This is a genomic window from Streptomyces sp. NPDC026672 (genome assembly GCF_040638185.1).
Taxonomy (GTDB): Bacteria; Actinomycetota; Actinomycetes; order Streptomycetales; family Streptomycetaceae; genus Streptomyces.
This window is the reverse complement of sequence record NZ_JBEZXS010000023.1, coordinates 60,983-81,447: the sequence shown is the minus strand read 5'-3', so window position 1 is coordinate 81,447 and position 20,465 is coordinate 60,983. Positions and strand designations below refer to the sequence as shown.

General features: G+C 73.9%; 22 protein-coding genes and 1 pseudogene. 14 read left to right on the top strand and 9 right to left on the bottom strand.

Annotated elements, in window-relative coordinates; translation table 11 throughout:
* Positions 1–6: 6 nt before the first annotated feature.
* Together AB0F77_RS25640 and AB0F77_RS25635 are read right to left on the bottom strand one after the other, a co-directional pair.
* Positions 7–723, bottom strand: a complete 717-nt coding sequence (locus tag AB0F77_RS25640; RefSeq protein WP_361953094.1) for an SDR family NAD(P)-dependent oxidoreductase — start codon at positions 721–723, stop codon at positions 7–9.
* 289 nt (positions 724–1,012) lie between these two features.
* Positions 1,013–1,918, bottom strand: a complete 906-nt coding sequence (locus AB0F77_RS25635) for an MBL fold metallo-hydrolase (protein ID WP_361953091.1) — start codon at positions 1,916–1,918, stop codon at positions 1,013–1,015.
* Positions 1,919–2,047: 129 nt separating this feature from the next.
* Between AB0F77_RS25635 and AB0F77_RS25630 the strand changes: the two genes are divergently transcribed.
* The 7 genes from AB0F77_RS25630 to AB0F77_RS25600 all read left to right on the top strand — a co-directional run bounded on the left by AB0F77_RS25630 (position 2,048) and on the right by AB0F77_RS25600 (position 8,446).
* Positions 2,048–2,854 carry an AfsR/SARP family transcriptional regulator gene (locus AB0F77_RS25630; protein ID WP_361953088.1) on the top strand — a complete coding sequence of 269 codons (807 nt, stop codon included), beginning with the start codon at positions 2,048–2,050 and terminating at the stop codon, positions 2,852–2,854.
* Between the two features lie 9 nt (positions 2,855–2,863).
* Entirely contained in the window at positions 2,864–3,991 is a 1,128-nt protein-coding gene (locus AB0F77_RS25625; protein WP_361953085.1) for a phosphotransferase family protein, read from the top strand.
* Between the two features lie 24 nt (positions 3,992–4,015).
* Complete coding sequence (locus AB0F77_RS25620; protein ID WP_361953082.1) at positions 4,016–4,540, top strand: flavin reductase family protein; 525 nt, start codon at positions 4,016–4,018, stop codon at positions 4,538–4,540.
* A 46-nt stretch (positions 4,541–4,586) separates the two neighbouring features.
* Positions 4,587–5,651 (top strand): LLM class flavin-dependent oxidoreductase, encoded by a 1,065-nt coding sequence (locus AB0F77_RS25615; protein ID WP_361953079.1) that lies wholly within the window; start codon positions 4,587–4,589, stop codon positions 5,649–5,651.
* 13 nt (positions 5,652–5,664) lie between these two features.
* Complete coding sequence (locus AB0F77_RS25610) at positions 5,665–6,663, top strand: amino acid ABC transporter permease (protein WP_361953076.1); 999 nt, start codon at positions 5,665–5,667, stop codon at positions 6,661–6,663.
* Positions 6,660–7,409 carry an amino acid ABC transporter ATP-binding protein gene (locus AB0F77_RS25605; RefSeq protein WP_361953074.1) on the top strand — a complete coding sequence of 250 codons (750 nt, stop codon included), beginning with the start codon at positions 6,660–6,662 and terminating at the stop codon, positions 7,407–7,409. The genes AB0F77_RS25610 and AB0F77_RS25605 overlap by 4 nt, the downstream gene beginning before the upstream one ends.
* Positions 7,410–7,480: 71 nt before the next feature.
* A complete protein-coding gene (locus tag AB0F77_RS25600) occupies positions 7,481–8,446 on the top strand; it encodes an ABC transporter substrate-binding protein (RefSeq protein WP_361953072.1) in 966 nt (321 codons plus the stop codon).
* 255 nt (positions 8,447–8,701) lie between these two features.
* On the opposite strand, the pseudogene AB0F77_RS25595 reads toward AB0F77_RS25600, so the two are convergent.
* Positions 8,702–8,947 (bottom strand): annotated as a pseudogene (locus AB0F77_RS25595) (4'-phosphopantetheinyl transferase superfamily protein); the annotation flags it as partial.
* Between the two features lie 471 nt (positions 8,948–9,418).
* Positions 9,419–10,459, bottom strand: a complete 1,041-nt coding sequence (locus AB0F77_RS25590) for a ketoacyl-ACP synthase III family protein (protein WP_361953069.1) — start codon at positions 10,457–10,459, stop codon at positions 9,419–9,421.
* Between the two features lie 315 nt (positions 10,460–10,774).
* Between AB0F77_RS25590 and AB0F77_RS25585 the strand changes: the two genes are divergently transcribed.
* The 4 genes from AB0F77_RS25585 (at position 10,775) to AB0F77_RS25570 (ending at position 14,760) form a co-directional block, all read left to right on the top strand.
* Entirely contained in the window at positions 10,775–11,902 is a 1,128-nt protein-coding gene (locus AB0F77_RS25585) for an acyltransferase domain-containing protein (RefSeq protein ID WP_361953066.1), read from the top strand.
* A gap of 8 nt (positions 11,903–11,910) precedes the next feature.
* Positions 11,911–13,179, top strand: a complete 1,269-nt coding sequence (locus AB0F77_RS25580; RefSeq protein ID WP_361953063.1) for a beta-ketoacyl-[acyl-carrier-protein] synthase family protein — start codon at positions 11,911–11,913, stop codon at positions 13,177–13,179.
* Positions 13,176–14,402, top strand: coding sequence for a ketosynthase chain-length factor (locus AB0F77_RS25575; protein WP_361953060.1), 1,227 nt, complete (start codon positions 13,176–13,178; stop codon positions 14,400–14,402). Before AB0F77_RS25580 ends, AB0F77_RS25575 begins: the two co-directional genes overlap by 4 nt.
* A gap of 88 nt (positions 14,403–14,490) precedes the next feature.
* Positions 14,491–14,760, top strand: coding sequence for an acyl carrier protein (locus AB0F77_RS25570; protein WP_361953057.1), 270 nt, complete (start codon positions 14,491–14,493; stop codon positions 14,758–14,760).
* Positions 14,761–14,844: 84 nt separating this feature from the next.
* On the opposite strand, the gene AB0F77_RS25565 is transcribed toward AB0F77_RS25570, so the two are convergent.
* Both AB0F77_RS25565 and AB0F77_RS25560 read right to left on the bottom strand, forming a co-directional pair.
* The gene (locus AB0F77_RS25565; protein ID WP_361953054.1) at positions 14,845–15,792 is read right to left on the bottom strand and encodes an aromatase/cyclase; all 948 of its coding nucleotides are present in this window, start codon (positions 15,790–15,792) and stop codon (positions 14,845–14,847) included.
* A gap of 114 nt (positions 15,793–15,906) precedes the next feature.
* Complete coding sequence (locus AB0F77_RS25560) at positions 15,907–16,521, bottom strand: TetR family transcriptional regulator (RefSeq protein WP_361953051.1); 615 nt, start codon at positions 16,519–16,521, stop codon at positions 15,907–15,909.
* Positions 16,522–16,695: 174 nt separating this feature from the next.
* Here AB0F77_RS25560 and AB0F77_RS25555 point away from each other — a divergent pair, with 174 nt between their 5' ends.
* Positions 16,696–17,403: an SDR family oxidoreductase gene (locus tag AB0F77_RS25555; RefSeq protein WP_361953048.1), complete on the top strand. Its 708-nt coding sequence runs from the start codon at positions 16,696–16,698 to the stop codon at positions 17,401–17,403.
* A gap of 58 nt (positions 17,404–17,461) precedes the next feature.
* Here the strand turns inward: AB0F77_RS25555 and AB0F77_RS25550 are convergent, their stop codons facing one another.
* Together AB0F77_RS25550 and AB0F77_RS25545 are read right to left on the bottom strand one after the other, a co-directional pair.
* Entirely contained in the window at positions 17,462–17,659 is a 198-nt protein-coding gene (locus AB0F77_RS25550; protein WP_361953045.1) for a DUF4236 domain-containing protein, read from the bottom strand.
* Between the two features lie 183 nt (positions 17,660–17,842).
* Positions 17,843–18,772, bottom strand: coding sequence for an LLM class flavin-dependent oxidoreductase (locus tag AB0F77_RS25545; RefSeq protein ID WP_361953042.1), 930 nt, complete (start codon positions 18,770–18,772; stop codon positions 17,843–17,845).
* A gap of 111 nt (positions 18,773–18,883) precedes the next feature.
* On the opposite strand from AB0F77_RS25545, the gene AB0F77_RS25540 reads away from it, so the two are divergent.
* Together AB0F77_RS25540 and AB0F77_RS25535 are read left to right on the top strand one after the other, a co-directional pair.
* Entirely contained in the window at positions 18,884–19,324 is a 441-nt protein-coding gene (locus tag AB0F77_RS25540; protein WP_361953039.1) for a MarR family transcriptional regulator, read from the top strand.
* Positions 19,325–19,430: 106 nt separating this feature from the next.
* Complete coding sequence (locus AB0F77_RS25535; RefSeq protein WP_361953036.1) at positions 19,431–20,093, top strand: NAD(P)-binding domain-containing protein; 663 nt, start codon at positions 19,431–19,433, stop codon at positions 20,091–20,093.
* 39 nt (positions 20,094–20,132) lie between these two features.
* Here the strand turns inward: AB0F77_RS25535 and AB0F77_RS25530 are convergent, their stop codons facing one another.
* Positions 20,133–20,444: a hypothetical protein gene (locus AB0F77_RS25530; protein ID WP_361953033.1), complete on the bottom strand. Its 312-nt coding sequence runs from the start codon at positions 20,442–20,444 to the stop codon at positions 20,133–20,135.
* Positions 20,445–20,465 lie beyond the last annotated feature (21 nt).

Below are 20,465 nucleotides of genomic sequence, written 5' to 3'. Positions count from 1 at the left end.
CCGGGCTCAGCGCACGCCGCCGTCCACGCGCAGCACCTGCCCGTTGACGTAACTGCTCTCCGGCGAGGCCAGGAACAGCACCGCCTGAGCCACCTCGTCGCCCGTACCGGGACGCCCGGCCGCGAGCGACGGGGCGAGCTTCGGCCACAGCACCTCGTTGCCGATGAGCGCCGTGCCCATGCCGGAGTCGATGTACCCCGGCGCCACACAGTTCACGGTCACCCCGTCCGCGGCCAGCTCCAGCGCCGCGACGGCGGTGAACGCCTCGACCGCCGCCTTCGACGCGCAGTACGCGGACGCGCCCGGCACGGGCCGGGAACCCAGGAGGGAGGACATGGTGACGATCCGGCCGCCCGGCGTCCCGCGCAGGTACGGCACGGCCGCCCGCACGGTGTGGAACACCCCGTTCAGGTTGGTGTCGACGACCTCGCGCCAGTGCTCCACGGACAGTGCCGCCACCGGACCCGGACGGCTCACGCCCGCGTTCGCGATGACCACGTGCGGACCCCCGTACCGCTCGTGGACCGCGTCCATCAGCGCCGCCGCCGAGTCCGGTGACGTCACGTCCGCCTTCATCGCCACCAGGCCGTCGGCCGGGTCGTCGGGCACCTCCCTGGCGGCCACCACGACCCTCGCGCCCGCCGCGGCGAGCGCCAGCGCCACGTCCCGGCCGAGCCCCCGGGTGCCCCCGGTGACCACCGCGGTCCTGCCACGCAGTTTCATCTCTCCTCCACAGCTTCGGCTTCGGGACGTCGACGAGCCTGCGCCCCGCGGCTCGCGCCCCGGCGGAGGGGGACTGGAGACCCCCGCCCCGCCGGTGACCCCCGACCCCCCGGTGGTGCCCGACCCCCCGGTGATGCCCGACCCGGCGGGGACCGTCCCCGGCGCCGTCCAGCGCACCTGGAGTCCCGCTCCAGCCCCCGCGGAAAGGCTGCGCACCATGCACACGCCCACGGCGCACACCCCCTCGGCGCACCCCTGCGCGGCACGGCCCCCGGGGCCCGGCCGGCCGTCAGGCCAGGCAGCGCAGCGGGCGGCCGTCGTTGAAGGCGACCATCTCGCGCATGGCGGGCGCCGACTCGATGCGCGCGCCCGGTGTGCCGCCGGCTGCCTCGTGGAAGGCGCGGTGGAGGTTGCCGACCAGCCGCTCCCGGTCGAGCAGCGCGGCGAACGCGCCCTCGTCGGCCCGCAGCGCCGTCTCCAGCGGGCCCAGGCCGTCCGCGCGCCCCTTCTCGGCCAGCGCGGCGACCCAGCGCAGGTACTCCGCGGTGAACGTGAGCAGTTCGGGCCCGCCGACCGCACCGTGCCCGCCGACCACGACCAGCGGATCGAGCTCCCGCAGCCGGGCCAGCGCCGTGAGGGACCCGGTGAGCGAGCCCATCAGCACGAACGGCGCGGCCCCGGAGAACACCAGGTCGCCCGCGAACAGCACCCGCTGCTCGGGCAGCCACACCGCCAGGTCGTCCGCCGTGTGCGCGACACCCGGGTGGATCAACTCCGCGGTGACGCCGCCCAGATGGAGCGTCGCCCCGTCGCGCACGGTCAGCGTCGGCAGCACGGTCGGCGTCCGGCCCCACTCGACGTGCGGCCACATCGACTGGAGCGCCGTGCCCTTGCGCACCAGCTCGGCCGGGCCCGCCTCATGGCTGACCAGCAGGGTGTGCGGCCCGCTGAACACATGGTTGCCGAAGGTGTGGTCGCCGTGGTGATGGGTGCTCACCACGATCCGGCGCGGATGCGGCGCCAGCGCGTCCACGGCGTCCCGCAGCGCCAGCGCCCGACGCTCGGTGGCCGCCGTGTCGACGACGAGGACCGTGTCCTCGCCCACGACGATCCCGGCGTTGTTCACGCACCAGCCGCCCGGCTCCTGCACGTACGCGTGCACCCCGTCGGCCACCGTCACCACTGTTCCCGGCATGACCCCTCCACCTGTCCGGCACGGCCTCGGCTCCTTGCCCGCCCATTGCGCCGACACCCGGTGGAGCGCCGCTGGAGCAGCCGCGGAAACCGACCCTGGACCACGCACCAGGCGACGAGAGGAACCACGATGGAATTCGGCGTGCTCGGGGGACTGTCCGTGGAGGACAGCGATGGCCGCCATCTGCCCACCGCGCCCAAGCAGCGCCAACTGCTCGGGCTGCTGCTGCTCCACGCGGGCGAGGTGATGCCCGTACGCACCTGTGTGACCGAGATCTGGGGCGAGCACCCGCCGCCCAGCGCGGCCACCACCCTCCAGACGTATGTGATGCACCTGCGCCGGCTGCTCGCGAGGATGCCCTCCGTCGGCTCCCGCGCCGCCGCCCACGGCCGGCTCAGGACCACCGGACAGGGCTACCTCATCGACGTACGGCCCGAGGAACTGGACCTGCTCAGGTTCGAACGGCTCGTCGAACAGGCGGGCCGGGCCGCCGGCGACGACGTCGCCGTGGTCCGGCTGCTGGGCGCCGCGCTCGCCCTGTGGGAACGGCCCGTCCTCGCCGACGTACGCGTCGGACCCGTCCTGCGCTCCGCCGTCACCCACTGGGAACGCCGCCGCCTGGAGGTGCACGAGACCTTCCTCGACGCCCGGCTCCGGCTCGGCGGCCACCGCGACGTGCTCGCGGAACTCGCCGTCCTCACCCGCCGCCACCCCACCCACGAGGCCCTGCACGCCCGTTACGCGACCGCCCTGCACCGGACCGGGCGGGTCGGTGACGCGCTCGACGTGATGTCACGGCTCACCGGCCGGCTCGCCAGGGACCTGGGTGTCGCGCCGGGACCCGTGATCGGGCGGCTCCAGACCGCGATCCGCCGCGGCACGGCCGTCCCCTCCCCGCCCGCCCTTCCGTCCGTGCCCGGCCAGCGCCGGGTGTGAGGAGCCACCGTGCCCGTACCCCTGCAACGCGACCCCGACCTCACGCGCGCCGTCCTCACCCACTGGTTCGGCACCCGCTCCGCCGAGCTCGGTGCCGCCGAGATCGGACCGGTCACCGTACCGAAGGAGGCCGGCTTCTCCGGTGAGATCCTGCTGTTCGACGCCGAGTGGACCGAGGGCGGCACCCGTCGGCGCGAGGCACTGGCCGTGCGGGTCGCCCCGACCGGCCACCGGGTCTTCCCCGAGGACCAGTGGGACGGTCAGGTACGGCTGTTGAGGCTGCTCGGCGACACCGGCCTGCCCGTGCCGAAGGTGCTGTGGGACGAGCCCTCCGCCGCGTACCTGGGCGCCCCGTTCCTGGTCATGGAACGCGTCGACGGCCAGGTGCCCGCCGACCTGCCCTCCTACCACCGGCAGGGCTGGCTCGCCGACCTGACGCCCGCGGACCGGGCCGCCGTGTGGCACGGGGGAGTGGACGCGCTCGCCGCCGTCCACCGCCTCGACCCGAAGGTGATCGGCGCCGACTTCCTGGACCGGCCCGAGTTCGGACCCACCGGCACGGGCCAGCTCCTGCGGCACTTCACCCACCACCTCGACTTCTACGGGGTCGCCGCCGGCAACACCGCCGCGTCCGCCGCCCTGGACTGGCTGCGCGCCCACGTCCCCGACGACGAGGGTCCGGCGGCACTGCTGTGGGGCGACGCGCGGATCGGCAACATCATCTACGCGGGGACCCGGCCCGCCGCACTGCTCGACTGGGAGATGGCCGCGCTGGGGCCCGCGGAGGCCGACCTCGCCTGGTACCTGCACATGGACCGGCACCTCAGCGAGGGCATCGGCGCACCCCGGCTCGCCGGGCTGCCCGGCCGCGCGGAGACCGTCGCCCGCTGGGAGGAGCGCACCGGGCGCACCGCCCGCCACCTCCCCTACCACGAGGTGTTCGCCGCCTACCGGTTCTGCGTCGTCACCGCGCGCGTGACCCGGCTGCTGGAGGAGAGCGGCATCCTGCCGCCCGGCACCGACTTCCCGCTGCACCGCAACGCGACGGCCCTGCTGGCGCGGGTGCTGGAGGAGAAGGGCCCGGCGGTTTCCTCCAGAGGGCATGGACCCGCCCTCCAGCGGCCGTGGACAGCCTGAGCGGGCCAGGGAGGAGCCACGATCATGGCGATCGACGACGAACTGTTCCGCGCGGTGTTCAGCGCGCACCCGGCCGCGGTCTGCGTCGTCACCGCGGCGGGCCCCGACGGCCGGCCGAGCGGTCTGACGACCAGCGCGGTCGTCTCCGTGTCGATGCGGCCGCCGCTGCTGCTGGTGTGCGTGGGCACCACGTCCCGGACGCTCGCGGCGATCCGGCACTCGGGCGGCTTCGCGGTCAACTTCCTCGCCGTGCACAACGAACGGCTCGCGGAGCGCTTCGCCGGCAAGAGCACCCAGAAGTTCGCCGGGCTCGACTGGCGCCCCTCCGAGCGGGCCGCCGGCGCTCCGCTGCTGCCCGCGGACCGGCTCAGCGCCGTCGCCGAGTGCCTGACGCACCAGGAGATCCCGGCCGGCGACCACAGCGTGTTCCTGGGCCGCCTGGAGGGCGCCGCCGTGCACGGCCGGGCGCCGATGCTCTACCACGACCGCGACTACGTCCACCTGCCCGTACCCGCCCTGACCGGGCCCCCGGCGACCGACCGGCCGTGAGACCCGGCGGGCACCCACCGACCAGCCACCACATCGAGGGGACTCCATGAAGTTCGGCATCAACCTCTTTCCCACCGTGGGACCCGCGGAGAAGCCCGCAGGACAGCATTTCGAGGAGTCGCTGCGGCTGGCCGAACTCGCCGACGAACTCGGCTTCCACCACGTCAAGACCGTCGAGCACTACTTCCACGAGTACGGCGGCTACAGCCCCGACCCGGTGACGTTCCTCGCCGCCGCCGCGGCCCGCACCCGCCGCGTCCGCCTCGTCACCGGTGCCGTCCTGCCCGCCTTCACCCACCCGCTGAAGCTCGCGGGCAAGCTCGCCATGCTCGACAACATCTCCCAGGGGCGCCTGGACGTGGGCTTCGGACGGGCGTTCCTGCCCGACGAGTTCGCCGCGTTCGAGGTCTCGATGGACGAGAGCCGGGCCCGCTTCGACGAGGGCGTCGAGGCCGTCCGCCGGCTGTGGGCGGAGGAGGACGTCGTGTGGGAGGGCACCTTCCACCGCTTCGGCCCGGTCACCATGCTGCCCCGGCCCTGGCAGAGTCCCCACCCCCGCATCCTCGTCGCCACCGCGAAGACCCCGGCGTCCGCCGAGGCCGCGGGACGCGCCGGGCACGGCGTGATGCTCGTCCCGTCCATCAACCCCCGTGAACAGGTGCAGGAGACGCTCACCCGCTACCGCGACGCCGCCGAGGCCGCGGGCTTCAAGCCCACCGAGGAAGACGTCCACATGAGCTACAGCTGCTACCTCGCGCAGGACCGCGACGAGGCGTGGGAGAAGGGCAGGCGGGCGTCCGACCGCGCCAACCAGGCCCTCGCCGCCGCCGTGTCGGCGTGGCGCGAGACCCGCAGCGCCGACTACCCCGGCTACGAGAAGATCGTCGAGAAGGCGGGCCGCGGCGACTTCTCGAAGGCCGTCGCCGAACGCAAGGCGCTCGTCGGCACCCCGGACGAGGTACGGGCCGCGATCGACGACATCCGCGGCTGGTTCGGCGACCTGACCATCAGCCTCCAGGTCATCTCCGGCGCCATGCCGTTCGAGGAGTCGGCCCGCACCATGCGCCTGTTCGCCGAGCACGTGCTGCCGCACTACGCGTCGAACGACTGAGGACGGACCGCCGATGGCTTTCCTGCGCACCGGGCACGGCAGCGCCGAGCACGAGCGGGCCAACCACGACCGGGCCAAGCACGACCCGGCCGGGCACGGCCGTACCGGACAGGACCGCGCCGCCCGCGCCCGCAGGGCCCCCGCCGACGGGGCCGGCGGGCCGGGCCGCGGGACGGCGGACGGCGCCGACGCGGCCCTCGCACGGGCCCGCCCGCGCCCGCTGCGCCTGGTCGGCGGCGCGGTGGGCGCCGTCCTGCTGGCGATGGCCCTCAACGCCCTGATCACCAACGAGGCGTTCCGCTGGGACGTCGTCGCCAAGTACCTCACCGCGGAGGCGGTGCTCGACGGACTCGTCACCACCCTGCTGCTGACCGCCGTCGCCTTCACCGGCGGCTTCGTCCTCGGCACGGTGCTCGCCGTGATGAGGCTGTCCCGCAACCCGGTCCTCGTCACGCTGAGCTTCGGCTACACCTGGCTGTTCCGGTCCGTCCCCATGCTCGTGCAACTGCTGTTCTGGTACAACATCTCGCTGCTCTACCCCAGGCTGTCGCTCGGCATCCCGTTCGGGCCCGGGTTCACCGAGTTCTCCACCGAGCGGATGATCGGCAGCCTCACGGCCGCCGTCATCGGCCTCGTCCTGCACGAGGCCGGGCAGCTCGCCGAGATCGTCCGGGCCGGCATCCTGTCCGTCGGCCGCGACCAGACCGAGGCCGCCGAGGCCCTCGGCCTCGGCGCCGGGCACATCTTCCGCCGGATCGTGCTGCCGCAGGCCATGCCCGCGATCCTGCCGCCCGCCGGCAGCCAGATCATCGGCCTGCTCAAGGGCACGTCCATCGTCAGCGTCATCGCCGTGCAGGACCTGCTGTACGCGACCCAGCTGATCTACAACCGCAACTACCTGGTCATCCCACTGCTGTTGGTGGCCACGCTCTGGTACCTGCTGCTGACCACGCTGCTCAGCGTCGTCCAGCACTTCGTCGAACGCCGCTACGCCACGGGGGAGCGCGGATGATCGAGGCCGTCGGTGTCCGCAAGTCGTTCGGCGCGCTGACCGTGCTGGACGACGTCTCGCTCACCGTTCCCGAGTCAACCGTCACCTGTGTCATCGGCCCCTCCGGGTCCGGCAAGAGCACCCTGCTGCGGTGCGTCAACCGGCTGGAGCGGATCGACGCGGGACGCATCGTCGTCGACGGCGAACTCGTCGGCCACGAATGGCGCCGCGGCCGGCTCTACGAACGTTCGCGCCGCGCCGTCGCCCGGCAACGCGCCCGTACCGGCATGGTCTTCCAGAACTTCCGGCTCTTCCCCCACATGACGGTCCTGGACAACGTCACCGAGTCCCCGCGCGCCCTCCTCGGACTGAAGCGGGCCGCCGCCGAGGAACGGGCCCGCGACCTGCTCGCCCGGGTGGGCCTCACCGGGAAGGAGACCTCCCGGCCGCACCAGCTCTCCGGCGGCGAGCAGCAGCGGGCGGCGATCGCGCGCGCCCTCGCCATGGAGCCGAGGGCGATGCTCTTCGACGAGCCGACCAGCGCGCTCGACCCCGAACTCACCCGCGAGGTACTGACGGTGATCCGGGAACTCGCCGACGGCGGGATGACGATGATCGTCGTCACGCACGAGATGCGCTTCGCCCGTGACATCGCCGACCAGGTCGTCTTCATGGCCGACGGCCGGGTCGTCGAGACGGGCACCCCGCAGGAGGTCTTCGACGCCCCCCGCAACGACCGCACGGTCCGCTTCCTTTCCCTCAACTGACGTGCGACCCCGCCCAGTTCACCCGTCCCTTCCACCCACCACCAGCCGGTCGATCCCGTCGAGGAGGCACGATGTCCCCCGCTCCCGCCGCGAGTTCCCCAGGCGTGCGAGGACGCCGCCCGCACATCACCCGGGCCCTCACCGCCGCGCCCCTGCTCACGCTGCTCCTCGCGGCCTGCGGCTCCGGCGCGCAGGACGTCCCCGAGGACGGCAGGGCCGCCGGCCTCGGCCGCCAGGACGTGGTCTCCGCCGTCCGCGAGGACCCCACCATCTCCGCCGAACTGCCCGCCGGGCTGCGCAAGTCGGGGGTGCTGCGCATCGGGTCCGGCATCGGGGTGCCCCCCATCGCGTTCAGCCCCGAGGGCGGCGGCGCGCCGCGCGGCGTCGACATCGACGTCTCCGACGCCGTGGCCCGTGTCCTCGGTCTGAAGGTGGAGCGCAAGCACGTCGGCGGCGCCTCCCTCATCACCGGCCTCAACGCCGGCCACTACGACCTCGGCACCGCGAACCTCGCCGTCACCGAGGAGCGCGAACAGGTCCTCGACTTCGTCCTCTACATCACCGACGGCACCGGCTTCGCCGTACGGGACGACAGCAAGCTGAAGAAGGTGGACGACCTGGGTCAGCTCTGCGGTCTGCGCGTCGGCACCGGCACGGGCACCACCTTCGAGGAGGACCTCCAGGCGGCGAGCAAGAAGTGCGCGGCCGACGGCAGGAAGCCGATCGCCGTCAGCACCTATCCCGACGCCGCCGCGCACTTCCTCGCCCTGCGCCAGGGCCGTGTCGACCTGCTGATGACCACGTCCAGCGTGCTGCGCTACGCGGCCACCCAGCAGCCGGACCTGCGGTACCTCAACGAGTCCGAACGCAAGAACGTGGGCCTCGCCGTCAAGAAGGGCTCCCCGCTCGCCGCGCCCGTCAAGGACGCGATGAACCTGCTCATCGAGGACGGCACCTATACGAAGATCCTCAAGAAGTGGAAGCTCGAACCGGCGGCCGTCGACAAGTCGGTCGTCAACCCACCGGCCACGCCCTGACGTCGGCCACGCTTCGACGGCGGCCATGCCCTGACGCCGACCACACCTCGACGGCGACCGGGCGTCGGCGGCTGCCACGCTTCGACGGCGGCCGGGCGTTGGTGCCTGCCACGCTTCCACGGCGGCCGAGGGCTGACGGCGATTGAGCGCCGGCGGCGGGCGGGCGCCGGCGACGGGTGGGGGCCGACGGCGGGCGAGCGCCGACGGCAGCCGCTTCCCGAAGCCGTCGCGCCCAGGCGGAGGACGTCGCCGTGATCACTCGGCCGTGCCCGGCTCCCACAGCCGGGTCCGCCAGGTGATCGCGGTGACGTCCGGCACGGCGAGGGCCGCGTGCACGCCCTCCGGTGCCGACACCGTGTGGACGCGCCGACCCCCGGGCGTACGGGCCGAGTCCGGGGACTCCGGGTCCGTCTCGATCCGGCGCAGATCCGTGACGAGCCCCGTGCCCATCGCCTTGGCGACCGCCTCCTTGCGCGTCCAGCAGCGGAACAGCGCCGCGGGCCCCCCGGGACGAGACGACCCCGCGCTCGCCGGGCGAGAGCGCCCTGCGCGCCACGGCGTCGACGTCCACGGGCCGCTCCCGCTCCACGTCCACGCCGACGGGGAAGCCCGGCGCCACCGCCGGCAGCCAGTGCGGCCCCGAGCGGGACAGACTGAACGTCACCGGCACGGGGGAGTCGAGCAGGGCCGGCGGGCCGTGGTCCCGGACACCGCAGTGCGGGCACGGCGCCCGGCCCAGGCGCAGACGCTCGGGAGGCGTCCCGACCCGCTCGGCCAGAACGCGCCGCAGCGCCGTCCGCGTGACGGCCCAGCGGCGCGCGGCGAGCGGTCTACGGATCCGGCGCATCCGGCGCATCCGGCGTAGTTCGGCGGGGGAGAGCAGCGACGGCTCGGCGAACCCCGCGTCCTCGCCCCCGTCGTAGGCGGTTTCCACGACCCGGCCCGCCCACACCGTCACCCCCGCCGCGGCGCTCATACGTCCGCCGCCGCACCGCCCGCGCCCGTGAACTCCACGACCGCGCAGCTCCAGGTGAACCCGGCGCCGACCCCGAACAGCAGGCCCAGCTCACCGGCCCGCACCCGGCCCGAACCGGCGAGGAACGCGAGCCCCGCGAACTGGTCGCCGGCCCCGAGGTGCCCCACCGAGCGGCCCCACTGCCAGGTGGTCCGCTCCTCCGGGATGCCCCAGCGGCGCAGGAACGTCGAGGTGAGCCGGCCGTGCCCGAAGTTCGGCAGCACGAACCACGACAGGTCGGCGAGGGTGCGGTCCGCCTCCGCGAGCGCCCGTTTCAGCGTCTCGTCCTGCCCGGCCGTGATCCGCGAGACGCTGTACGACCGGCCGGTGTCCTCGATGAACGCGCGCTGGAGCAGCCCCAGATCGATGGGCCGCCGTACCGCGAACGGCACCGGCGAGAACGGGTCGCGCCCGCGGTGCATCTGCTCCAGGTCGGCGTCCGACACGGTCACGAGGCTCAGCAGCCGGGCGAAGCCCGTGTGCCCGCGGCGCAGGACGAGCGCGGTGCCCGCGTCGCCGTACACCGTGCCGGGGTCGCTGCGCCAGCGGTCGAAGCCGGGCTCGCCGAACACGTCACCGGTCGTCAGCAGCGCGGCCGTACGGCCCGTGCCGCCGCCGAGATAACCGGAGGCCAGCTCCAGCGCGGCCATGCCCCCGTTGGAGAGCTGCTTGATCTCGACGGCGGGGCAGCGGTTGCCGACCGCGTACCGCTGGATGTACGAGGCGGGGGCCCACAGGTCGTGGCCCTGGTGCTGCACGGTCGCGTGCAGCACCAGATCGACGTCGGTGGGGTGGGTGTCCGTCTGCTCCAGCACCCGGCGTGCCGCGCCCACCGCGAGCTCGGGCGCCGAGGCGTCCCGCGACACCGCGACGGCGGCGACACCGCTGCGGGTCGCGGCCCGCTCGTCGCACCGCCCCTCCCGCAGCGCCTCCGCCACGGTGCTCCGGCCCTCCAGGTGCACGGCGGCCCCGGAGATGTACAGGTCGTCGAACCTCATGTTCCCGATGCCCTTTCACCGGCCGTCCAGAAGGGAGCCCCCGCGGACGCCGACGGCCGCCGGTCCAGGTGGTGCCCGGCCCGGCGGCCCTCGTACCGACCGCGGTGCACCGGGGCGACGGGTCGCGTGCCTCCGGCAGGGGACAACCGTCCGGCCCCCCGGTGGACGAGCGGTCCAGAGCCGCTGGAGCGGGGGGCGTTGTGCCCGGGGTCGACCGAGTCTCCAGGAGAGGGGAGGACGCTGCCGGCACGGCAGGACACCCGGAACACCCAGGACACCCAGAACATCCAGGACACCGAGGAGAGGAGATCCGCCGTGACCGCACCACCGCCGACCGTGCTGCTGTTCCCCGGACAGGGCGCGCAGCAGCCGGGCATGGGCGTCGGCCTCCACCGTGCCCACCCCGGCTTCCGGACCCGTATGGACGAGGTCCTGGACCTGTGGCGGGCCCACGGCTTCGACCTGCGCGCCGACTGGCTCGCCGCCCGGCGCGGCCCGGAAGCCGACGGGGTGCGCACCGCGCAGCCGCTGCTGTTCTCGCTCGACTGGGCCCTGGGCCGTACGGTCCTCGACGCCGGTGTACGGCCCGCCGCACTGCTCGGGCACAGCGTCGGCGAGGTCGCCGCGGCCACCCTCGCCGGCGTGCTCGACCCGGCCGACGCCGTGGCCCTGATGGCCGACCGGATCGCCCACCTCGACGACGCCCCGCCTGGCGGCATGCTCGCCGTGCAGGCGGGACCCGACGAGGTCGCCCCGTACACCACGGACGAGGTGGTCGTCGGCGCGGTCAACGCCCCGCGCCAGGTGCTGCTCTGCGGTCCGGAGGACGGACTGCGCGTCGCCGAGGAGAGGCTGCGCGCCGACGGCCTGACGTGCCGCAGGGCGCGGGCGCACCACCCCTTCCACAGCCCCGTGCTCACGGAGGCGGCCCTGCGCGCGCTGCCGTTCCTCGCCGCGCTGCCGGTCCACCCGCCCCGGATCGCCCTGCACTCCGCGTACGAGCCGGGGCCGCTGGGCGCGGAACGGGCGCGGGACCCGCGGTTCTGGGCGCTGCAACCGGCACGGCCCGTGCTGTTCTGGCCGGCGCTCGACGCCCTGCTCACCGAGCGGGACGCGGTGCTGGTGGAGGCGGGTCCCGGACAGGGCCTCACCGCGCTCGCCCGCCGTCATCCGCGGGTCGCGAAGGGCGGCTCCCGGGCGCTCGGCCTGCTGCCCGCGCGCCCCGGCGAACCGGACGCGGAGCGCGCGGCCTTCGAGCGGACGCTCGCCGAACTCGCCGCGCCCGCCCGGCCCGTCGACGCACCGGCGGCCGATCCGGACGCCGACACACCGGCCGCCGGTCCGGACGCACGGGTGTCCAGGCCCGTTCGAGCGGGTCTCCAGACCGGCTTGACACGGTCACGTACGGGGGCCGGAGGGCCGGTCCCCGCCGACATCGAGTGAGGATGCCCATGGATCGACGCGTCGTCATAACCGGAATCGGTGCGGTGGCGCCCGGGGGAACAGGGATCAAGCGGTACTGGGATCTGCTGTCGACCGGGCGGACGGCCACCCGCACGATCTCCCTCTTCGATGCCTCCCCGTACCGCTCCCAGGTCGCGGCCGAGGTCGACTTCCAGCCCGCCGCGGCCGGACTGTCCCCGCAGGAGGAGCGCAGGCTCGACCGCGCCGGCCAGTTCGCGCTGGTCGCCGCCCGTGAGGCACTCGCCGACTCCGGCCTCGACCTCGGCACCCCCGACGCCGCCCGCACGGGTGTGTCGCTCGGCTGCGCGGTGGGCTGCACCACGTCGATGGAGGACGAGTACGTCGTCCTGAGCGACGGCGGCGCGCGCTGGCTGGTCGACCACGCCTACGCGGTGCCCCGGCTCTACGACCACTTCGTGCCGAGCTCCCTGGCCGCCGAACTCGCCCGCGAGGTCGGCGCCGGCGGCCCCGTGTCGCTCGTCTCCGACGGCTGCACCTCGGGGCTCGACGCCGTCGGCCACGGTGCCGACCTGATCCGTGAGGGCAGCGCCGACATCGTCGTCGCGGGCGGCACCGACGCGCCGATCTCCCCGATCACCCTCGCCTGCTTCGACGCCATCAAGGCGACCACACCCCGCAACGACGACCCGGAGCACGCCTCCCGCCCCTTCGACAACACCCGCAACGGGCTCGTCCTCGGCGAGGGCGCCGCGGTGCTGATCCTGGAGGAACTGGAGCACGCGCGCCGCCGCGGCGCCCGTCTCTACGCCGAGGTCGCCGGCTTCGGCACGCGCAGCAACGCCTACCACATGACCGGTCTGCGCTCGGACGGCACCGAGATGGCCGAGGCGATCCGCGTGGCGCTGGCGGAGGCACGGCTGGCGCCCGAGCGGATCGACTACGTCAACGCCCACGGCTCCAGCACCAAGCAGAACGACCGGCACGAGACCGCCGCGTTCAAGACCTCGCTCGGCGACCACGCCCACCGGGTGCCCGTCAGCTCCATCAAGTCGATGATCGGGCACTCCCTCGGCGCGATCGGCGCGCTCGAACTCGTCGCCTGCGTCCTCGCGATGGAGCACCACCTCGTCCCGCCGACGGCCAATCTGCACGAGCCCGACCCGCTGTGCGACCTCGACTACGTCCCCCTGACCGCACGCGAGGCCCGGGTCGACTCCGTGCTCAGCGTGGGCAGCGGCTTCGGCGGCTTCCAGAGCGCCGTCGTCCTCGCCCGACCCGAGAGGAGCGCGGCGTGACGACGACCGCCACCCGGCCCGTGATCACCGGAATCGGCGCCGCCGCCCCCACCGGGCTCGGCGCCGCCGCCCACTGGTCGGCCCTCGTCGACGGCGTGAACGGCATCGCGGAGATCACCCGCTTCGACGCCTCCGGCTACCCGGTACGGCTCGCTGGCGAGGTGCCCGGCTTCGAGGCCCACGCGCACATCCCGAGCCGGCTGCTGCCCCAGACCGATCACATGACCCGGCTCGCCCTGTACGCGGCGGACGAGGCGCTGAAGGACAGCGGCCTCGACCTCGCCGCCGTCGAACCGTACGGGGCGGGGGTGTCCTCGGCCTCGTCGATGGGCGGCTTCGAGTTCGGCCAGCGCGAACTGCAGAACCTGTGGAGCAAGGGCGGCAGATTCGTCAGCGCCTACCAGTCCTTCGCCTGGTTCTACGCCGTCAACACCGGCCAGATCTCCATTCGGCACGGGCTCAAGGGCCCGAGCAGCGCCGTGGTCACCGACCAGGCGGGCGGGCTCGACGCGCTCGGGCACGCCCGGCGGCAGATCCGCAAGGGCACCAAGGTGATGCTCGCCGGCGGCGTCGACGGCGCGCTGTGCCCGCTCGGCCTCGCGGGCCAGCTCGCCTCCGGCCGGCTCAGCACCGAGCACCGCCCCGACCGCGCGTACCTGCCCTTCGACGAGGCCGCCTCGGGCCACGTCCCGGGCGAGGGCGGAGCGTACGTCGTCCTGGAGGACCCGGAGTCCGCCGCGGCGCGGGGCGCCCGCGTCCACGGCCGGCTCGCCGGATACGCGGCCACGTTCGACCCCGACCCGCGCGCCCCCGGGGCCGACGGCCTGGAGCGCGCCGTCCGCGCCGCCCTCGCCGACGCCGACCTTGCCCCCGGCGACATCGCCGTCGTCTTCGCGGACGCGGCCGGCACACCCGAGGCCGACCGCGCCGAGGCCGCCGCGCTCGCCGCGGTGTTCGGCCCCCGCGCGGTACCGGTCACCGTGCCGAAGGCGCAGACCGGGCGCCTCTACGCGGGCGGGGCCGCCCTCGACGTGGTCTCCGCGCTGCTCGCCCTGCGCGACGGCACCGTTCCGGCGACCGCGCACGTCACGGCGGTCGCCGCGGACTGCCCGGTGGACCTGGTGACGGGCGGGGCCCGCCCGGTCACCGGTGACGCCGCGCTGGTCCTGGCCCGCGGCGAGGGCGGCTTCAACGCGGCGGCGGTCGTCACGAGGGCCGACTGAACCACCGCACCACCGGGCGCACCGGGCCCGCACGCACCACCGGCACATCACCCCACCGACGAGCACCCACCGGACGGAAGGAACCGCCATGAGCACCAACGGGGCCACGGCACTGAGCATCGAGGACTTCACCAGCATCCTGCGCGAGTCGGCGGGCGAGGACGAGGCGGTCGACCTGAGCGGGGACATCGCCGACGTGCCGTTCACGGAACTCGGCTACGACTCCCTCGCCCTGCTGGAGGTGGCGGGCCGCATCACCCGTGACTACGGGGTCGACCTCCCGGACGAGGACTTCGACGGCGCCGAGACGCCCCGGGCCTTCGTCGACCTGGTCAACTCGGCCCTGTCGGGCGGCTGATCCGCACCCGCCGCACTGCGCCGGACCACAGTGAGAGGGAGGTGCCCCGGATCTCCGGGGCACCTCCCTCTCGGTCGTCCGTACTCAGCGCGACACGGCCCGTTCCGCGGCCTCCTTGGCCAGCGACAGCGTGGCCGTGCTGTTCCTGCCGAGGGCGGTGCGCACGAGATCCCGGGCCGTCTCCAGCGTGGCCCGCGGGCCCAGCAGCTCCCGCACCCGCTCCGGGCGCAGGACGACCGTGTGGTGCGAGGTGGCCCGCACTCCCTGCCCGATCGGCTCGATGCTCCAGCGGCCCGTGTGCGCGGCCATCAGGGGCGGCACCTGGATCTGCTTGTACACGAGCCGGTCCGGCGCGAAACCGACCCGTACCGACGTCGTCGTGTGCACCGAGCCGTCGGCGGCGCGGGTGTCCATCTCCACCGTCTGGAGATCCTCGCCGGGCTCGGTCAGTACGAGCCGGTCCACATGGGGAAGGCGCTCCTCCCAGAGGTCCGCCCGCCACAGGAAGTCGTACACCTCCCGCCGCGGGCCCGCGATGTCGACGTGGTCGGCGAACGACAGCAGCGCCCCTGGCTCCGCCGCCAGGGACTCGGCCGCCGACTTCAGCGCCGCCAGCTCGGAGGTGCTGTTGGTGTCGACGGCGCGCTCCACCCACGCGCGGGCCGCCCCGTCGTCGCCGAGGACGGTGAAGTCGTGCAGCAGGACGACGCTGCTGCCGCCCGGCGCCGCCTCGATGATCCACTCGCCGCCCATCGAGGCGACGGGCGCGGACGAGACCTCCTGACGGAACGTCACCCGCAGGGCGTCCGGGTCGAGCAGGCGGCGGGAGGTCCAGGAGCGCACCTCCCCGTTCGCGAAGGCCCAGATCCGCAACCGCTCCGACCTGTCGTCCCCGTCCAGCTTCGCCACGTGCACGCTGGGAGGAAAGATGTGCGGCCAGTTCTCCGCCGCCGCGATCAGCTCGTACACGGCCTTGGGTTCGGCCGCCACCTCGATCGCATGACGCGTCCTGACGACGCCTGAGTCCGACATGCAGTGCCCCTTTCCGAGCTGCCGCCGCGAGTGTCGGGGCCGTCGCTCCAGCGGCGGTGGAGACCGGCTGGACCACCGGGCCGGTGGGGCGCGGGCCGGTGGGGTGGGTCGGGGTCAGTGGGTGACGCCGGCCGTGGTGATGAGCGCGGCGGCCGTGGTGACCGCGAGGCCGCGCAGATCGTCGGCGCCGATGCCGGCGCGGGTGCTCGCACCGTCGTAGACGACGGCCAGCTGGCGGGCCAGCAGGTCGGGGTCGGCGATGCCCGCCCGCTGTGCCTCGGCGCGGAAGAAGTCGAGGACGTCCCGCTTGGCGTCGGCCGCCACGACGCTCGCCGGATGCGCGGGGTCCTTCAGCTCGACCTGCGCGGCCACGTACGGGCAGCCCAGGTAACCGGGTGACAGGGCGGCTTCCTCCAGCCGCTCGAAGACGTACAGCATGCGCGCACGGGGCCCGGCGTCCAGGTCGGGCGGGGGCAGCAGCAGGTCGGCGAAGGCGGGCGCCCGGTGTTCCAGCGCCGCCGCGAGCAGCGTGTCCTTGCCGTCGAACATCCGGTACATGGACCGCTTGGAGATCTTCGCGGCCCGGCAGAGGTCGTCGGTCGGGGTCCCGACGCCCCGGCGGTAGAACAGCTCGGCCGCGGCGTCCAGCAGCCGGTCGCGCGGTGCGGCCCCGGGGGCGGTCCCCGACGTCCTGTGCGCCGTCCCGGACGCGGCTGTGTCGGTGGTCATGGTGATGACATTACCCCGCCGACTCGACATCGGAAACCGATCGGTCTACAGTCGAGACACGGGAGGAAACCGATCGGTTTCCTCCGGGGCTCCGTGACTCCTGTCGGTCGCGGCGGCGCTTCCCGACGGGACGTCCCTCCCCTTTTCCACCCCCACCAGGAAGAAGATCACCTCATGACGCTCAATGGCTCCGTCGCCCTCGTCACCGGCGGCAACCGCGGCCTCGGCGACAAGTTCGTCCGCGCCCTGCTCGACGCGGGTGCGAGCAAGGTCTACGCGGCGGCCCGTGACCCCCGTGCCGTCACCGTCGAGGGTGCCGTCCCGCTCGCGCTCGACATCACCGACCACGCCTCCGTCCTCGCCGCGGCCGAACAGGCGCAGGACGTGGATCTGCTGATCAACAACGCGGGGTCGTCCACCGGCGCCACCGTGCTCGACGGCGGCTTCGACGCCTTCCACCTGGAGTACAACACCCATGTGCTCGGCACCCTGGACGTCTCCCGGGCCTTCGCCCCGATCCTCGCCCGCAACGGCGGCGGCTCGATCCTGAACGTCCTGTCCGTCCTGTCCTGGTTCTCCATGCCGGACGCCGCGGCCTACTGCGCGGCCAAGGCGGCCGAGTGGTCGATCACCAACTCCCTGCGGCTGCAGCTCGCCGGGCAGGGCACGCAGGTGACCGCGCTGCACGTCGGCTACATGGACACCGACATGATCGCCGGCCTGGACGTCGAGAAGTCCGACCCGGCCGACATCGCCCGCATCGCCCTCGAAGGCCTCGAGAAGGGCCTGCCGGAGGTGATCGCCGACGAGATCAGCAGGCAGGTCAAGGCCGGTCTGTCCGCCGGGGTCGAGGCCCTCTACCCGCAGCTCGCCCAGGCGTGACCCGTTCCGGGCCCGGCACACGGCCGGGCCCGGAACCCGTGGGTCGCGGGGTCGGGGCTCACTTCCGGCGTGCCTTGGTGGTGCGGCGCCAGCCGAACGGGCCGGGCAGGTCCATGGAGGTCGTGCGCCGTCCCGTGCTGCTGTGGGTGTGCCGGGGGCCGTTCCTGCCGCCCGTGGTGATCGACCAGGAGCGCTTGTTGATGTTCAGCTTCACACCGGGCAGGATGCGCAGGCTCTTGCGGAAGGTGAGGGGCACGGGGACTCCCTTCGGGTCGGACTGATGGTCCCTCTGTGACGCGGATACCCCGGTTCGCCGCATGGATGGGTGCGGGACCGGATCGTGTCGCCGTGTCGCCGCGCCCGGTGGACGATCCGTCAGTTCGCCGTCACGGCCGGCGGACGGCCCGGCATTTCCGCGTCGCGCACGGCGGACGGCCCGTCAGTACCCCGTCGCGTCCCGCACGGGCGTGATGATCTCCCGCGTGAGCCACCGGGCGACCCCCGGGGGATAGGGGCCGCGCAGGCTCAGCACGATGTGCGTCATGCCCGCCGCGACGAGTGCGGTCACGGCCTCGCGGTCGCCGGCCGGATCGTCGTACGAGACGGTGTACTGCACGGAACGGGTGATCGTCCGCGGATCGCGCCCGACGGCCGCGCAGTGCGCGTCCAGGACGGCGCCGCGCTCGACGACGCGCTCCAGCGTGTGGTGCGGCGGCCCGGGGATGTTCCAGATGTCGGCGTGCTCGGCGACCACGCGGAGCGTGCGGGTTCCCCAGCCGCCGATCAGCAGGGGCGGGCCCGGCCGCTGCACGGGCTTGGGCTCGTTGCGGTTGCCGGTCAGGCGGTGGTGGCGCCCGTGGAAGTCGAACACGTCCCGCGTCCACATGCCGCGCAGGATGGCGATGGTCTCCTCCAGGCGGGTGATGCCCTCCGCGGGCGGGACGAGCGTGAGGCCGTACGCCGCGTACTCGGCGACGGCCGGGTTCTCACCGGCGATGCCGCCCGCGCCGGGCGGCTGCACGGTGCCGCCCACGCCGAGACCCATGATCAGACGGCCGCCGGAGATCACGTCGACCGTGGTGGCCATCTTGCCGAGGACGGCGGGCGGACGGATCCGGTTGCTCGTCACGAGCAGCCCGAGGCGCAGTCGCCGGGTGACGGCGGCCAGGGCGCTCAACAGGGTCCACCCTTCGAGGATCTGCCCGTCGGGCGGTCCGGCGATCGGCATGAGGTGGTCCCACAGCCACGCGTCCGCTATCTCGGGCAACTCGTCGGCCTCCTGCCACACCCGCAGGACGTCCGCGTAGGGGACCCGCATCGGGGTGGTCTTGACGCCGAACGTCACGGGGGAGAGGTGCTGGTCGGACATGGGAGCCACGCGCCCTTCGGGTCGATGTGCCGCCGGGGGGCGACGGCATCACCGTCACCCTAGCGGATCGTCAGTAAGGCTGACGATCAGTCCTCTCGATACGCTGGGGGCATGACCCGTGAAGCGCCGCCCGAGGTTCTCTCCTCCCGTCTCGGTTATCTGCTCAAGCACGCGTATCTGCGGCTGACCGAGGAGTCCGCGCGCGCCCTGGCGCCGCACGGGATCGACGGCCGTGAACTGGCGGTGCTCGCCGTGCTCGACGCGCATGACGCGCTGTCCCAGCTGGAGGCGGCGGGCAAGCTGGGGGTCGACCGCACCACGATGGTCGCCCTCGTCGACACCCTGGAGGGCAAGGGACTCGTCGAGCGGCGGCGCAGTTCCGAGGACCGGCGCAAGAACATCGTGCGGCTGACGGAGACCGGACGGGAACGCCTGCGCGCGGCCGAATCGGCCCGCCTGCGGATGGAACGCGACTTCCTCGCCCCGCTCTCCGCCGGGGACGCGGCCACCCTGATCCACGCCCTCCAGTCCCTCGCGGCCGCCCCGGACTGAGCCGAGGACGACCCGCCGGTGTCGGCCGTCACGTACCGGACGGTGCCCGATCGGTCGCATAGCGTGATCCCGAACCGCCGGAACAGGCATGGAGAGGGATCAAGTGATGAAAATCGGAGTGCTGGGCACGGGCGGCATGGCGGACGCACTCGCCACCCACTGGGCACGGGCGGGCCATCAAGTGACCATCGGCGGGCGCGACACGGCCAAGGCGGACCTGCTCGCGGAGCGCGTCGGGGCCGGCGCCGCATCCGCCGGTCTGCGGGACGCGGCCGAGGCCGGCGACGTGGTGCTGGCCGCCCTTCCCTTCGCTTCCGGCGCGAGCGTCGTGGGGGAACTGCGGACGGCCCTCAAGGGCAAGACGCTGGTCGACTGTTCCAACCCCGTCGGGCCCGGCTTCCGCCTGCTCACGGAAGGCGGGCCCTCCGCCGCGCGGCAACTCGCCGAGGCGGCGCCCGGAGCCCACGTCGTCAAGGCGTTCAACCTGTGTCACGAGGACGTGTGGCGCATGCGCCCACCCGTCTTCGACGGACGGCCGCTCGCCGTGCCGATCTGTGGTGACGACCGCCGATCCCTCGCGTACGTCCGCGAGTTGGTGCGGGACGCGGGCTGCGAGCCCGTGTCCGGCGGCGGACTCGACCGGGCGGGGCTCCTGGAGGCGACCGCCGCCCTGTTCATCGCCCTGTGGGTCGGAGAAGGGGCGGACGCCCAGGCCATCGCACCGCCGCTCACCCACGCGGCCGGACCGAACCTGCCCATGGACGCGTAGGGGTGGGGCGCACGCCCCTCAAGGTCGCCCGCAGGCCCCTCAGTGGTCACCCGCCGGCAGCGACGTCGGCCGCGTCTCGTGCCCCGCCAGACAGAGCCTGACCCGGCACTGGTCCTCCGCCTCGACGAACACCCGCTGCCCCCAGTGCTCCGTGAGGCGCTGCGCCACGTCGACCAGCCGGCGGCGCTCCTGCGGGGTGTACGCCGGGAAGCGCGCCCAGCCCTGGTCGGCGATGGTGTTGCCGAGCTCGCTGAACAGCACGGCCCGGAAGCGCCGCTCCTCCTCGTCGGTCAGCGGGGTGGCGGCGCCCTCCTCGGGCAGCAGCCGGACGTTGTAGAGGTCTCGTATCACGGGCGCGGCTCGTTATCTGCT